Origin of the sequence: Streptomyces sp. CB01373 (genome assembly GCF_002803075.1) — a bacterium.
Classification (GTDB): Bacteria; Actinomycetota; Actinomycetes; order Streptomycetales; family Streptomycetaceae; genus Streptomyces.
Genome location: NZ_NNBK01000022.1, coordinates 60065 through 73831, shown reverse-complemented (window position 1 = coordinate 73831; position 13767 = coordinate 60065). Strand labels below are relative to the sequence as shown.

At 68.3% G+C, this 13767-nt stretch carries 16 protein-coding genes; 6 read left to right on the top strand and 10 right to left on the bottom strand.

The annotated features are described in order from the left end of the window. Position 1: 1 nt before the first annotated feature. Entirely contained in the window at positions 2–2545 is a 2544-nt protein-coding gene (locus tag CG719_RS30595) for a type I restriction-modification system subunit M (protein ID WP_234375834.1), read from the bottom strand. A 258-nt stretch (positions 2546–2803) separates the two neighbouring features. Here CG719_RS30595 and CG719_RS30590 point away from each other — a divergent pair, with 258 nt between their 5' ends. Beyond that, positions 2804–3178, top strand: coding sequence for a hypothetical protein (locus tag CG719_RS30590; RefSeq protein ID WP_159024985.1), 375 nt, complete (start codon positions 2804–2806; stop codon positions 3176–3178). 244 nt (positions 3179–3422) lie between these two features. After that, positions 3423–3695 (top strand): hypothetical protein, encoded by a 273-nt coding sequence (locus CG719_RS30585; RefSeq protein ID WP_100571972.1) that lies wholly within the window; start codon positions 3423–3425, stop codon positions 3693–3695. A 19-nt stretch (positions 3696–3714) separates the two neighbouring features. Here CG719_RS30585 and CG719_RS30580 read toward each other — a convergent pair whose 3' ends face one another. The 6 genes from CG719_RS30580 to ychF all read right to left on the bottom strand — a co-directional run bounded on the left by CG719_RS30580 (position 3715) and on the right by ychF (position 7546). After that, positions 3715–3978, bottom strand: a complete 264-nt coding sequence (locus CG719_RS30580; protein ID WP_100571971.1) for a hypothetical protein — start codon at positions 3976–3978, stop codon at positions 3715–3717. Positions 3979–4095: 117 nt separating this feature from the next. Beyond that, entirely contained in the window at positions 4096–4317 is a 222-nt protein-coding gene (locus CG719_RS37610; RefSeq protein ID WP_100571970.1) for a DUF7848 domain-containing protein, read from the bottom strand. A 264-nt stretch (positions 4318–4581) separates the two neighbouring features. Then, positions 4582–5412 carry a helix-turn-helix domain-containing protein gene (locus CG719_RS30565; protein ID WP_100571969.1) on the bottom strand — a complete coding sequence of 277 codons (831 nt, stop codon included), beginning with the start codon at positions 5410–5412 and terminating at the stop codon, positions 4582–4584. Then, a complete protein-coding gene (locus CG719_RS30560; RefSeq protein WP_100571968.1) occupies positions 5409–5954 on the bottom strand; it encodes a DUF6879 family protein in 546 nt (181 codons plus the stop codon). The genes CG719_RS30565 and CG719_RS30560 overlap by 4 nt, the downstream gene beginning before the upstream one ends. After that, positions 5938–6129: a hypothetical protein gene (locus tag CG719_RS30555; RefSeq protein WP_100571967.1), complete on the bottom strand. Its 192-nt coding sequence runs from the start codon at positions 6127–6129 to the stop codon at positions 5938–5940. Before CG719_RS30555 ends, CG719_RS30560 begins: the two co-directional genes overlap by 17 nt. Positions 6130–6457: 328 nt before the next feature. After that, positions 6458–7546, bottom strand: coding sequence for a redox-regulated ATPase YchF (gene ychF / locus CG719_RS30550; RefSeq protein WP_100571966.1), 1089 nt, complete (start codon positions 7544–7546; stop codon positions 6458–6460). A 222-nt stretch (positions 7547–7768) separates the two neighbouring features. On the opposite strand from ychF, the gene CG719_RS30545 reads away from it, so the two are divergent. Then, positions 7769–8239: a DUF6542 domain-containing protein gene (locus CG719_RS30545; protein ID WP_100571965.1), complete on the top strand. Its 471-nt coding sequence runs from the start codon at positions 7769–7771 to the stop codon at positions 8237–8239. Between the two features lie 218 nt (positions 8240–8457). Here the strand turns inward: CG719_RS30545 and ppgK are convergent, their stop codons facing one another. Then, on the bottom strand, positions 8458–9204 hold the full coding sequence (gene ppgK, locus CG719_RS30540) for a polyphosphate--glucose phosphotransferase (RefSeq protein ID WP_100571964.1): 747 nt from the start codon (positions 9202–9204) through the stop codon (positions 8458–8460). A gap of 29 nt (positions 9205–9233) precedes the next feature. Further along, the gene (locus tag CG719_RS30535) at positions 9234–10250 is read right to left on the bottom strand and encodes a 4-hydroxy-3-methylbut-2-enyl diphosphate reductase (RefSeq protein WP_100571963.1); all 1017 of its coding nucleotides are present in this window, start codon (positions 10248–10250) and stop codon (positions 9234–9236) included. 90 nt (positions 10251–10340) lie between these two features. Here CG719_RS30535 and xseA point away from each other — a divergent pair, with 90 nt between their 5' ends. Next, positions 10341–11549, top strand: coding sequence for an exodeoxyribonuclease VII large subunit (gene xseA, locus CG719_RS30530; protein ID WP_100571962.1), 1209 nt, complete (start codon positions 10341–10343; stop codon positions 11547–11549). A 9-nt stretch (positions 11550–11558) separates the two neighbouring features. Then, positions 11559–11798 carry an exodeoxyribonuclease VII small subunit gene (locus tag CG719_RS30525; RefSeq protein WP_100571961.1) on the top strand — a complete coding sequence of 80 codons (240 nt, stop codon included), beginning with the start codon at positions 11559–11561 and terminating at the stop codon, positions 11796–11798. A 169-nt stretch (positions 11799–11967) separates the two neighbouring features. Here the strand turns inward: CG719_RS30525 and CG719_RS30520 are convergent, their stop codons facing one another. Further along, positions 11968–12492 (bottom strand): DUF4245 domain-containing protein, encoded by a 525-nt coding sequence (locus CG719_RS30520; protein WP_100571960.1) that lies wholly within the window; start codon positions 12490–12492, stop codon positions 11968–11970. 127 nt (positions 12493–12619) lie between these two features. Between CG719_RS30520 and glpX the strand changes: the two genes are divergently transcribed. Further along, complete coding sequence (gene glpX, locus CG719_RS30515; protein WP_100571959.1) at positions 12620–13654, top strand: class II fructose-bisphosphatase; 1035 nt, start codon at positions 12620–12622, stop codon at positions 13652–13654. The last annotated feature ends 113 nt before the right edge of the window (positions 13655–13767 follow it).

Below are 13767 nucleotides of genomic sequence, written 5' to 3'. Positions count from 1 at the left end.
CTCACTTGACCCCCATGGCAGCAAGGTGATCAGCCACGATGGACTCGATGCGCTGCAGCTCCGCAGTGAGCTCGGCGACGGGTACGCCATAGCGCTCGCCAAGCTCCTGGATTCGGGCCACAAGTGCCAGTGTCAGCGCCTCAACCTCAGAGCTGACGCGTTCCATGACTGTCGCCCCCCACTTACTATCCAGGACGAGCGTCCATACCTCGCACTCCGAGAGGTCTTCGTACTTCTTCAGCGTCATGAGCGCGAGCGCCGCCGATGCCTCCTTGGCTGCCTTCTTGGCCACCGCCTCCTCGTTGTACAGCTTGATCAGATGCGACAGGGCTGCCACCTCGTCAGCGTCCGTACCCTCGTGTCGCGCCTTCTTTAGGCGGGTCGAAGCGAGTGCCTTGTTGATCTTTTCGTCGTCCATCGCTTCCGCCAGGAGCCCGCCCTCAACGGCATGCTCCTCGACGTACTCTTCGACCAGGCGACTCGCTTCCTGCGATACCGACATGAGCTCGTCGACCTCAGCGCGTTCCTGGGCGAAGTAACGCTCAACGATCAGATTCGGCGGGAGGAGATCCATCTTGTACTTCTCGGCACTGCGGCCCGTACCCACCACGAGGTCGGGGATCTCGGAGAGCTTTCGGTCCTTGTCCACCACGATCTTGCGCGGCTTAGCGGATTCGAGCCAGCCGTCGTTCATGACCATGAAGACGTCATCGTGCATGACGTCGTGCCAGTACGTCATGAGCTGTTCGTAGACGTCGTACTCGTCCAGCAAAGGAACTGGTTTGAATCGGGCCAGTAGGTCGTCGCCGAGAACGGCGATCAGGTCATTTGGCCGAGTGGTCTCGTCGATCCCTTCGAGCCTCTTGCGATGGGCGGCGAACCACTTCGTAGTAATATCCCGGGCCTCTTGCATGAACTTCTGGAACTCGGGCGAATCAAGGATCGCCTGTTGAACCTGGCTGACGTCAATGGTCAGGTCACTGTAGCCAGGACGGTTCAGCCGGAACAGCTGGTCTCGCAAGTGCGGGAAGGCATCCCAGTAGCCGCTGAGCGCGTCGAGATCGCGGTTCGGGATGCCGCCGTGCAGGTGCGCGTGGAGATCCTGGATGTCCTCAGGCTCGGAGGAGTCGATGTAGCGAGTGATGTTGAGGTTGTATTCGTTCTTCGGATCGGCGATCTCCGCCAGCGGAACCATGCGCGAGTAGCGGTCGATCGTGGTCTGTCGCGTGAAGACGTCGACAATCTTGTGGATGTCCTGGCTGCGGAGGCGGTTCTTGTTGCCGTCCTTGATGAAGCCCTTGGAGGCGTCGATCATGAAGACGCCGGTACGGCCGACGGCGTTCTCCTTGTCCAGAACGATGATGCAGGCCGGGATGCCAGTCCCGTAGAAGAGGTTCGCGGGCAGGCCGATGATGCCCTTGATGAACCCCTGCTTCAGCAGGCGCTGGCGGATGTCGGCTTCGGCGTTACCGCGGAAGAGCACTCCGTGCGGGAGGATGACCGCCGCCTTGCCCGTGCTCTTAAGTGACTTGAGGATGTGCAGCAGGAACGCGTAGTCGCCGTTCTTCTCCGGCGGCCGACCGTACTCGAAGCGGCCGTACTCCTGCTCCAGCCCGTTGCTCCAGGACTTGATCGAGAACGGCGGGTTGGCCACGGCGAAGTCGAACGTCTGGAGTGCGTTCCCGTTGGTGAACTGAGGGCTCGTGATCGTGTCGCCCTTGAGGATCTCTGCGTCTTCGTTCCCGTGCAGGATCATGTTCATCTTGGACAACGCCCACGTGGCGTTGTCCTTCTCCTGGCCGTAGATCGTGATGCCTCGCGGAGCCTCGGCAGCGACCTTCAGAAGCAGCGAGCCTGAGCCACAGGTCGGGTCGTAGACCGTCTGGTCCTGGCGAGTGTCCTTGGTGATACCGATCACCTTGGCCAGAACCCGCGAAACCTCCGCGGGCGTGTAGAACTGCCCCTTGCTCTTGCCGGACTCCGTGGCGAAGTGGCGCATCAGGTACTCGTAGGCGTCACCAAGAAGGTCGTCACCCTCCGCGCGCGAGCCGCGGAAGTCCAGGTCACTGAAGATCGTGACCAGCTTGGAGAGCCGGTCCTGGATCTCCTTGCCCTTGCCGAGCTTCTCCTCATCGTTGAAGTCGGCAAGGTCGATGACGTTGCGCAGGTCGTTCGCCTCGGCGAGACGACTGACGATCTTGTTGAAGCGGTCGCCGATCTCCTTGTCCCCCTTGGCGGCGACCATGTCGTCGAAGGAGCCGCCGGGCGGGACGTCGATGAGACTGTCGGGGTCGGCCTTGGCCTTGTCGGAGACGTACTTCACGAAGAGCAGCGTGAGGATGTAGTCCTTGTACTGGCCGGCGTCCATCCCGCCGCGCAGCTCGTCGCAGCTCTTCCAGAGCGAGCTGTAGAGGTCTGTCTTCTTAAGGGCCAAGGCTCTTCTTCCCGGTATGTCATGGCGGTCGCGCGGGCCGCCAACCCTGATGCCTGCGGCGTGACGCACGTCGCGCGGCCGTTTCCAGCCGTCGATGCGAGTTCCACGCAAGCGGCAGCCGAGTCCACGCGGGAAGCGTAGTAGAGAAAGCGGCAGAGCTGTCCTCTATGGGAAGAGAGGCACCTCGCGGCCGACGCCAAGCAGAGCCGTCCGGCGGGCGGGCCACAGAGCGAAGACGGCAATCCGCTGCGGCGGCCAGAGGATGCACCTTCGCGAAGACTCGAAGACGTACGAGCGCCACGGAACCTGATCGGACGATGTCGTGTGATTGCCTGACAGGAGAGGGACGGGTCCGGTAGATCTGTGCGCGTGACTGACTCCACGCCCAGCGATCCCATCCCCGAGGACGGCGAGCCCACCTCTTTCGCCAAGGCGAAGGGCTGGGTCAGCAAGCACAAGCCGAAGATCCTCGCCGTGGCCGGCACGGTCGGCAGCGCGGCCCTGGCCGTCGCCGTCCTGGCCGCTAGGCATGCCCAGGAACAGAACGTCGCCGAGGAGCCCCAGGACACCGGGTCGGCCGCCGACTCTACAGAGGAGAAGGAGCAGCGGAACCCGCCCGCCAAGCACAACGTCGCCCCGCACAAGAGACGGCTCGCAGACGGCCGCGAGATCGACGTGTCGGGTTACGAGCGGGGCGGCTCCTCGGAAGACGAGGACGAGGACCCCGGCGAAGCCGCGGCCTGAGCGCTTCTCATTCCTGTGCAGTGCCAACGGATGCCCTGTAGAACGGTCGGATCGCCGCTGACCTGCGGCTTCTATCGCCGCCGGAGGGAGCGCCACAGCTGCCCCGTCGCCCCTGGAACCGTGGCAGAACCCGAGCTGCTAAGACGCGGCGGCCGACGACGGGCCCCTTCGGGGGTCGTACCCCCACTCCCGCTCTCATCCTCTGGCTCTTCACGCCGCCCGCCGCCGTCCGTACGATCCGCGCATGATCAAGCTGACGTGGGCCCTGGTGGCCGAGCACGTGGACGAGTGGACCGGGGACGACGCGGCGCAGGGCGCGGCCGTACTCGAAGCCAGGGTGGGGGCCTCGGTCGAGGCGAGCGGCATGAAGCCGGAGGCCGTGCAGCATTGGCGTACGGACTTCCTGACCCCCGTGGTCACGTCGCTGCGCACGGAAGGCGCGGCAGCTCTCGCCAGGGGGGAATCATGGAGCCGGGCGGCCGGGCCGTTCATGGCCTGCGCATCCCCGCTCAGCTGAACACAGCCCGTCTCGTGAGCTAGGCAGGCTGACCGGCTCGCCGAGTGGCGCGGAGCCTTGGAGCCGCGATGAAGCTCAGGGCTCCAGCTGTGCGCCTTGCGGCGCGTTCCTCCTTCTCCCGGAGCATCGCCTGGTAGGCCGCCTCCACCTGTTCCGTCGGGAAGCCGAACCTGTTGAGCACCCACCAGACATCCTCGGCCGTCGGTTCCGGGGCATTGGCCAGCTGTTGCTCGATCCACTCCTCCTTGGTCTTCATCTTCTTCGGCTCGGAACGCTTCGCCATGGGTTTCGTCCTGTTCGATCTATACGGAGGCCCGTGTCTGTGTCGCGTGCTGGGGGCCGTCGGCGTCGCCTCCAGCGCGTCTGACGGCAACTGAAGCAAGGAACGCTCGGGTCGCCGTCACCCCGCCCGCACCACCAGAGCGAACGACGTGCACACCCGCCTGAATCCCTCGTGGCCGGTGCGTCCCGTGTGCCCCATGCACTCGATGTCCACGGCCGCCCCGACCTCGGAAGGCGTCGCCGCCCAGTCGCAGCGGAGGCACTCAGCCTCGAACGTCACATCGGTGTCTGGGTGCTGGGTGATCCGATGCGTGACGTACCGCAGCACGGCGCGGGGCATTACTCGCCCCCGTGCGCGTCCCGCAGGTGTGCGCGCAGGGTCACGTTCATGTCGGACACCTTGGAGTAGTCCCAGACCGACCCGGCGTTGGCCCGTTGTACCGCGAGGCCGAGGCAGTCCCGGCAGCCCGGGACGGGTTCCGGCCGTGCCGGCGGTAGGGAAGAAGCCACCGGCTCCGGCAGCGTCGACGGTTCTCCGTGCATCTCGTACGCCTCCCCGCATCTCGTCGAGAAGGCCATCGTGAGTCGGTCCGTCGGGTCGCAGCTAGGGCGTTTCCCGTTCGCGCAAGAACGCGTCCCGGATGCCCTCGACCAGGTCGCGCATTGCGTCCCCGGCGAGAGACACGGAGGCGAAGCGGTCGAACTTCTCGACGTACAGGGAGACGTCCCGTGGGTCGGTGACGACCACCTCGGCGTGTGTCGTCTCGACCGTCACCACGCGGTCGTCCCGGATGACGAAGGAGTGGCCGGGCACGTCGCGCTGCGGAGCGTCGAGAGGAACCACGCGTACGTCCACGTTCGGTAGGCGGGACACCGACACGATGCGATCCAGCTGGCCCGCCATCATCGCGGGCGGGAGGAGACGCCAGCGCAGGACGGGTTCCGTCACCACGAAGTGGAGCACTTTTCCGGTGTCGTACAGGACGCGTTGCCGCTCGATCCGGGCAGAGACCGTACGGGAGAGCTGCTCGTCCGTGAGGCCCTTCGGCTCCAGCACAACCCGGATGTACTCGGGCGTCTGGAGCAGACCGGGAACCAGGGACGGCTGGAAGAGGCGCAGGAGCGTCATCGAGGACTCCAGCGCCCTGATCTGCTCCTGCTTCTTGTGATAGCCCATGCGCCGGAAGAGTCGCCATGCAGTCGCCTCGGTGGCCTGTGCACGGGCTACAGCGAGGTACTCGGCCTTGATCTCCGGGGACACGTCCAAGGCCGTGAGGATGCGTTCCACGTCCGCCGTCGCCGGGGCGACACGGCCGTTCTCGATCTTCGACAGTTTGGCAGTCGACATGACGGCGCTGCGGGCGACGGCCTTGGCCTCCTTGCCGGACGCCTGCCGCAGCGCCCGCAGCGCGGCGCCCAGTTCTGCCTGATTCACGCTGCTCCGTGCTTCTCCCACCACTCGGTGAAGGGCATCGACATGGCCAGGGCGACCCTTCGATACGTCGCGTACTCGAACTCCTCGCCGGTGGGCAACGCCCCCTGTGCCGGGACGAAGGTCGGCCCGGTGAACGCCCCGTTCTCGTCGTAGTTGAGCACGACGGGCTCGCGGCCATCGAAGAGCCAGAAGTCGGGCACACCTTCCAGCGGATTCGGGCGGTCGGTCGTGTCGAGGATGTGGAACTCCTCGCCCGCCGTCATGTTCGTCTGGTAGCCCCAGCCCAGCTCATAGCGGAGGTACAGCGTGAGCGGACGGGACAGGACGTGGACGCGCACCATGCGCTTTCCACCCTCCGTCGCCTTGCGCACGGTCTCCAACCAGCCCGCGTTGTAGTCCGCGGGCTTGGGCTCCCCCGCGAGGAAGGCGCGGAAGGCGTCGGGGTTTCCCGAGTTGCTGTAGTCGTCGAGGGTCTCCAGCCGGAACGCCTCCTCCTGGAAGGTGGAGAAGCGGGCAGCCAGGTCGTTAGATGCGCTGATCACGGATTGCCTTCCGGATGAGGTCCATCGGGATTTCCACCAGTGCTTCGTCCTCCGGCACGTCGAGGCCGTGTCCACTCGGCACGCCTCCCTGCACGATCAGGGTTCCCTTGTCGGTCGCGTACAGGGTGGGACAGTCCCCGTTCTCACAGGTCGCGGCCAGCTTCGTCAGCCTCATACGGTGCCCCCTCGTTCCCGTGCTCCGGTGTCCCGTTCATCGTTCCCAGTCGGCGGCCTGCGCAACAAGAGGTTCGGGTTTCCAGAACCGGAAACCGGTCCGCCGTCGCTCCGTCCGGGCAATCCCTTCGGCTGCCTTCCCGTCCCCCTCCGGAGCTCCAGGTCAGAGCCTCCGTAAGCCGCAGCCTGGGTCAGCACCAAGTCAGCACACGACCCGGAAACGGCCTGAATGCGCAGGAAAAAAGGAAGGGGCCAGACCCGAAGATCTGGCCCCTGACCTGGGGATTCATGCCCTGCCCAGCCACGTCAGCCGATCAAGGAATCAGCCGCTACACGTTGAAGCGGAACTCCACCACGTCCCCGTCGCGCATCACGTAGTCCTTGCCCTCCATGCGGGCCTTGCCCTTGGCGCGGGCCTCGGTGACCGAGCCGGACTCCAGGAGGTCCTCGAAGGAGATGACCTCCGCCTTGATGAAGCCCTTCTGGAAGTCGGTGTGGATGACACCGGCGGCCTCGGGGGCGGTGGCGCCCTTCTTGATGGTCCAGGCGCGGGACTCCTTGGGACCGGCCGTCAGGTAGGTCTGGAGGCCGAGCGTGCGGAAGCCGACGTGGGCGAGAGTGGCGAGGCCGGGCTCGTCCTGACCGACGGACTGGAGAAGCTCCAGAGCCTCGTCCTCGTCCAGCTCGGCGAGGTCGGCCTCCAGCTTGGCGTTGAGGAAGATCGCCTCGGCGGGGGCGACCAGCGCGCGCTGCTCGTTCTTGAAGTCCTCGTCGACCAGCTCGTCCTCGTCGACGTTGAAGACGTACAGGAAGGGCTTGGTGGTGAGCAGGTGCAGGTCGTGCAGGAGCTCGGCGCGCTCGCTGCCCTGGACGATGCCGTGCGCGAAGAGCGTGTCGCCCTTCTCCAGGATCTCCTGGGCCTCCTCGACCGCCTTGACCTTGGGAGCGATGTCCTTCTTGATCCGCGACTCCTTCTGGAGCCGGGGCAGGACCTTCTCGATGGTCTGGAGGTCGGCGAGGATCAGCTCGGTGTTGATCGTCTCGATGTCGTCCTTCGGCGAGACCTTGCCGTCGACGTGGACGACGTTCTCGTCCTTGAAGGCGCGGATGACCTGGCAGATCGCGTCCGACTCGCGGATGTTCGCGAGGAACTTGTTGCCGAGGCCCTCGCCCTCGCTGGCGCCGCGCACGATGCCGGCGATGTCGACGAAGTCGACGGTGGCCGGGAGGATCCGCTCCGACTTGAAGATCGAGGCGAGCTGGGCGAGACGACCGTCCGGCACGCCCACCACACCGACGTTCGGCTCGATCGTGGCGAACGGGTAGTTGGCCGCGAGCACGTCGTTCTTGGTCAGGGCGTTGAACAGGGTCGACTTGCCGACGTTCGGCAGACCGACGATTCCGATCGTGAGCGACACGTTGCGACTTCCCGTACGTGAGGAGACTGTGGGCCAGGCGGCCGATCCACCAGTCTACGGCGTGTCGTACCCGGTCCCCCGCGACGGTTCGAACGCTTGGCCAGGCTGCGACACCCGGCGTGTCTGGCGGGCTATTCGCCACATAAGCAGACCTAGGTTGGTCCAGTGGAGCAGCACAGGACGCGACACCAGCAGCACGGACCGCGACGAGACAGGCCGCCGGTGCCCCCGGCACGGCGGCCTCCCGCGGCACGGCGTCCGGCCGTTCCCGCGGCGGCCCCGGCGCCCGAGCCGCAGCGCCCGTCCGGTCCGCGGCTGACCGGTCTGGGCGCCGGGCTGTTCTGCGGGGCCGTCATGTTCCTGCTGGGCGGTCTCGACCTGCTCCTCGGCGGCGGCTCCACCGTCTACGGGGTGCTGTTCCTGCCGGTGTGCGCGCTGACCGCGCTGTGGGTGCGCAAGGGCGACCTGCTGACCGCGCCCGTCGTGGTGCCGATCGGGTTCGCCGTGGGTCTGCTGCCGGTGATCGACGGGGACGCGGGGTTCCTCGGCAAGCTGATGAGCCTGGTGGCCGCGCTCGCCACCCAGGCCCCCTGGCTGTACGCGGGCACGCTGATCGCGGGCGTGACGGCGCTGGCGCGGCGGGTGGTCCGGGCGGCACGGAGACGGGCGATGCGCAAGCACATGGCGGGCTGAGGCAGCGGGTGCGCCGTCCGTACGGGGCAGGTATCGGTACCCCGCACGGGCACGCCGGGTGCCGCCCGGGAGCGCGTCCGGCGGCCTGCGCCCGGACGCGCGATCCTACGTCGGCCCGCACCGAGGCGGCGTCGCCGGCGGGGGCCGCCGCCCGCACTCCGCCCTGACACGCCGGGTCTGCCCCGGGGGCCCGGGCGGACGCGGCGGCCCCAGTCGTCTCAGCCGTGTTCCGCCGCGTGCATCGCCGCGCCGACGATTCCCGCGTCGTTCTGCAGCTGGGCGGGGACGATCTCCGCCTTGATGCCCTCGATGAGGGGCAGGAACTTCTCGGACTTCCGGCTGACGCCGCCGCCGACGATGAACAGCTCGGGGCTGAAGAGCATCTCGACATGGGCGAGGTACTTGCGGACCCGGCGCGCCCAGCGCTCCCAGCTCAGGTCGTGGTCCTCCTTGGCCTTGCTGGACGCCCGCTTCTCCGCCTCGTGGCCGTTCAGCTCCAGATGCCCGAGCTCGGTGTTGGGGACGAGGGCGCCGTCGACGAAGACGGCGCTGCCGATGCCGGTGCCGAAGGTCAGCAGCACCACCGTGCCCTTGCGGCCGCGGCCGGCGCCGAAGTGCATCTCGGCGACACCCGCCGCGTCCGCGTCGTTGACCACCGTCACCGGCAGACCGCCCAGCCGGCCGCCGAACAACGCGCGCGCGTCGGTGTCGACCCAGCTCTTGTCGACGTTGGCCGCCGTACGGACCGTGGCGCCGCCAGTGACGACGCCCGGGAACGTCAGCCCGACCGGTCCGGTCCAGCCGAAGTGGTCGACCACCTCTTTGACCCCGTCGGCGACGGTGCCGGGGGTCGCCGGGTGCGGAGTCAGCACCTTGTGCCGCTCCTGGGCCAGGGCTCCCCTGTCCAGGTCCACAGGGGCGCCCTTGATGCCGGAGCCGCCGATGTCCACGCCGAAGATCTGCATGGCCCCACGTTACGGCGTACGACGGACCGTCACTGCCGGGTCGTACCGGACCCCTGGCGCTCGGCGACCAGCGCGGCCGCCTCCTCGCGCAGGTCCCGGCGGAGTTCCTTGGGCAGGGAGAAGATGATGGACTCCTCGGCCGCCTTGACGATCTCCACGTCCTCGAAGCCGCGCTGCCCCAGCCATTCGAGCACCTGCTCGACCAGGACCTCCGGCACGGAGGCACCCGAGGTCAGGCCGACCGTGGAGACGCCCTCCAGCCAGCTCTCGTCGATCTCGTCGGCGAAGTCGACGAGGTACGCCTGGCGTGCGCCCGCGAGCTTGGCGACCTCCACCAGCCGCTTCGAGTTGGACGAGTTGCGGGAGCCGACGACGATCACCAGGTCGGCGTCGGCGCCCATCTGCTTCACGGCGAGCTGACGGTTCTGCGTGGCGTAGCAGATGTCGTCGCTGGGCGGCGAGATCAACTGCGGGAACTTGTCCTGGAGCGCGTCGACGGTCTCCATAGTCTCGTCGACCGACAGCGTGGTCTGCGACAGCCACACGACCCGGGAGGGGTCGCGGACCTCGACGTTCGCGACGTCCTCGGGACCGTCGACGAGCTGGATGTGCTCGGGGGCCTCGCCGGTGGTGCCGATGACCTCCTCGTGGCCCTCGTGCCCGATCAGGAGGATGTCGTAGTCCTCCTTGGCGAAGCGGACGGCCTCCTTGTGGACCTTGGTCACCAGGGGGCAGGTGGCGTCGATGGTGGCCAGGCGGCCCCGCTCGGCCTCCTCGTGGACGGTGGGAGCCACGCCGTGCGCCGAGAACATCACGATGTTCCCCGGCGGCACCTCCTCCGTTTGCTCTACGAAGACGGCACCCTTCTTCTCCAGGGTCTGCACGACGTACTTGTTGTGGACGATCTCGTGCCGGACATAGATCGGAGCCCCGTACTGCTCCAGGGCTTTCTCGACGGCGATCACGGCGCGGTCCACACCCGCGCAGTAGCCCCGGGGGGCGGCGAGCAGAACACGGCGGCCAGACGAAGCAGTCATGCCCCCCATCGTAAGGCCGCCGCCGCGGCTCGAAGATCGCCCCATGGGAGGTGGGCGAGGGGGTGGGGGTTGTCGGTGGTGGCGGTTACTCTCGCGGTCATGGCCCTTTCCACGTCCCCAGAAGCTCCCCTGCCCGTCGGTGAGGTGTCGCGGTTGATCGGGGGGTGGATCGAGCGGCTCGGCGCGGTGTGGGTCGAGGGGCAGATCACGCAGTTGTCGCGGCGCCCGGGTGCGGGCGTGGTGTTCCTGACGCTGCGCGATCCGTCGCACGACATCTCCGTCAGCGTGACCTGCTACCGCCAGGTGTTCGACGCGATCGCGGACGTGGTCGGCGAGGGCGCGCGGGTGGTGGTGCACGCCAAACCGGAGTGGTACGCGCCGCGCGGGCAGCTCTCGCTGCGGGCCGCCGAGATAAGGCCGGTGGGCGTCGGTGAGCTGCTGGCCCGGCTGGAGCAGCTCAAGAAGACCCTGGCGGCCGAGGGACTGTTCGCGGCCGGGCGGAAGAAGCCCCTGCCCTTCCTGCCGCAGCTCGTCGGGCTGGTCTGCGGCCGGGCGTCCGCCGCGGAGCGGGACGTGCTGGAGAACGCCCGGCACCGCTGGCCCGCGGTCCGTTTCGAGGTGCGCAACGTCCCCGTACAGGGCGTGCACGCCGTCCCGCAGGTCGTGCAGGCCGTCAAGGAGCTGGACTCGATCGACGACGTGGACGTGATCATCGTGGCGCGCGGCGGCGGCAGCGTGGAGGACCTGCTGCCGTTCTCCGACGAGCAGCTCGTGCGGGCGGTCGCCTCCTGCCGTACGCCCGTGGTGTCGGCGATCGGGCACGAGCCGGACACGCCGCTGCTCGACTACGTCGCCGACCTGCGCGCCTCCACCCCGACCGACGCCGCGAAGAAGGTCGTACCGGACGTCGGCGAGGAGTACGAGCGGGTACGGCAGCTGCGGGACCGGGCCCGCAGGTGCGTGCGGGCGCTCGTCGAGCGGGAGGAGCGGGGGCTCGCCCACGCGCTCGCCCGGCCCTGCATGGAGGACCCGCACCGCATGATCGACGAGCGCGAGGACCACATCGCGTCGGTCCTCGACCGCGGCCGGCGCACCCTGCGGCATCTGCTGGACCGCGCGGACTCGGAGCTGACGCACACGCACGCGCGCGTGGTGGCCCTCTCCCCCGCCGCGACCCTCCGGCGCGGTTACGCGGTGCTCCAGAAGGCGGACGGGCACGTGGTCCGCGACCCGGAAGAGGTGACGGCGGACGAGGCCCTGCGGGCCCGGGTCGCCGAGGGCGAGTTCACGGTTCGTGTCGACACATAGGGTGGGCGGATGACCAGCAAGACGGATGAGGCGCTCGGCTACGAGCAGGCACGGGACGAGCTGATCGAGGTCGTCCGGCGCCTGGAGGCGGGCGGTACGAGTCTGGAGGAGTCCCTCGCCCTGTGGGAGCGCGGCGAGGAACTGGCCAAGGTGTGCCGCCACTGGCTGGAGGGCGCACGGGCCCGGCTGGACGCGGCCCTCGCGGAGGAGACGGAGGGGGAGGGGCCCAAGGACGGCTCCCCCCGGTAGGGCAGGGTTCGCGGCCGGGTCCGGGAAGCCCACGGACCGGGCCCGCGCTCGGGTCCAGGTGTCCCACAGAACCCGCCGTCAAGGCGGGGGAACGGAACCCGCTGGTCAGGGCGCCGAAGCCACCTCCGGGGCAGGCCGCTCATGGGCACCCCGCGGCCGCGGCAGGCCGTCAGGAGGTCTTCAGGGCTCGGGCCATCGCCGTCAGCCGGTCGAAGGGCGCCGTGCCTGCGACCACCGTCGTGGAGCCCTTGGTGCCCTCCAGGACGAGCGCGTCGTAGCGGCCGCCGGTGTAACGCGTCCACGTACGGCCGTCGATCTCCTCGGTCACCTTCGTGACGTGCCCGCCGACACTGGCCGCGTCGATGAAGTCCTTGCGGTTCTCCGCGGACTGCTCGACCGCCACGTACTGACCGTCGGGATCCTGGAAACCCAGGTGCCAGTGCTCCTTCTCATGGGCCCGGAAACGGACCGAGGTGGCCTTCCAGGTGTCGGGCAGGCCCTCGGGGGCCGCCACCGGGTACGACGCCGCCCGGCGTGCGGTGGTCAACTCGATGCTGTAGTCGACCCGCTGGCTGTCGGGAGCCTTGGTGTCGTGCGGGACGAAGAGGTAGATCACCGCCGCCGCGATCCCGATCAGGCCCAGGGAGAGGATCATGTCCCGGACCGTCTTCTGCTTGCCGTTCGAACCTGCCACGCCCCCTATCGTCGCAGGTGCTCAGCCCGCTCATCCGTGGGGTCCCCTGCTCATTCTGTCCGTCCGGAGATAGAGTCGTGGCCAACACCCTCATCCGGCCGTCGTCGTATCAGAAAGGTGCGCTCCGATGACCGAGCATCATCATCTGCCCTCAGAGCTCGAGGTGCCCTCCGAGGCGCCCGACCGCAACATCGCCCTTGAACTCGTCCGGGTGACCGAGGCCGCGGCGATGGCCGCGGGCCGCTGGGTCGGGCGCGGTGACAAGAACGGCGCCGACGGCGCCGCCGTGCGCGCCATGCGCTCCCTCGTCTCCACCGTGTCGATGAACGGCGTCGTCGTCATCGGCGAGGGCGAGAAGGACGAGGCCCCGATGCTCTTCAACGGAGAGCACGTCGGCGACGGCACCGGGCCCGAGGTCGACATCGCCGTCGACCCGATCGACGGCACCACCCTGACCGCCAAGGGCATGCCGAACGCGATCGCGGTCCTCGCCGCCGCCGAGCGCGGCGCGATGTTCGACCCGTCCGCCGTGTTCTACATGGACAAGCTGGTCACCGGGCCGGAGGCGGCCGACTTCGTCGACATCAACGCTCCGGTGTCCGTGAACATCAAGCGCGTGGCCAAGGCCAAGCGGTCCACGCCGGAGGACGTCACGGTCGTCATCCTGGACCGGCCGCGGCACGAGAGCATGATCAGGGAGATCCGGGAGACGGGCGCCCGCATCAAGCTGATCTCCGACGGCGACGTGGCCGGCTCGATCCTGGCGCTGCGCGACGGCACCGGCATCGACCTGCTGCTCGGCATCGGCGGCACGCCCGAGGGCATCATCTCGGCCTGCGCCGTGAAGTGCCTGGGCGGCACGATCCAGGGCAAGCTGTGGCCGAAGGACGACGAGGAGCGGCAGCGGGCGCTCGACGCGGGGCACGACCTGGACCGCGTGCTGACCACGGACGACCTGGTCTCCGGCGAGAACGTCTTCTTCGTCGCCACCGGCATCACCGACGGCGAGCTGATGCGCGGCGTGCGCTACCGCGCCGAGACGGCGACGACCGACTCGATCGTGATGCGCTCCAAGTCCGGCACGGTCCGCCGGATCGACTCCGAGCACCGGCTGAGCAAGCTGCGGGCGTACAGCGCGATCGACTTCGACCACGCGAAGTAGCACCGCGCGAAGTAGCACGGCCGCGGGTCCGTCGCGGCGGTCACGGCGATGGGGCGCTCCCCGTGCGGAGGGGGCGCCCCATGCGCGTACCGCCCCAAAGGGCGTACGGAGGA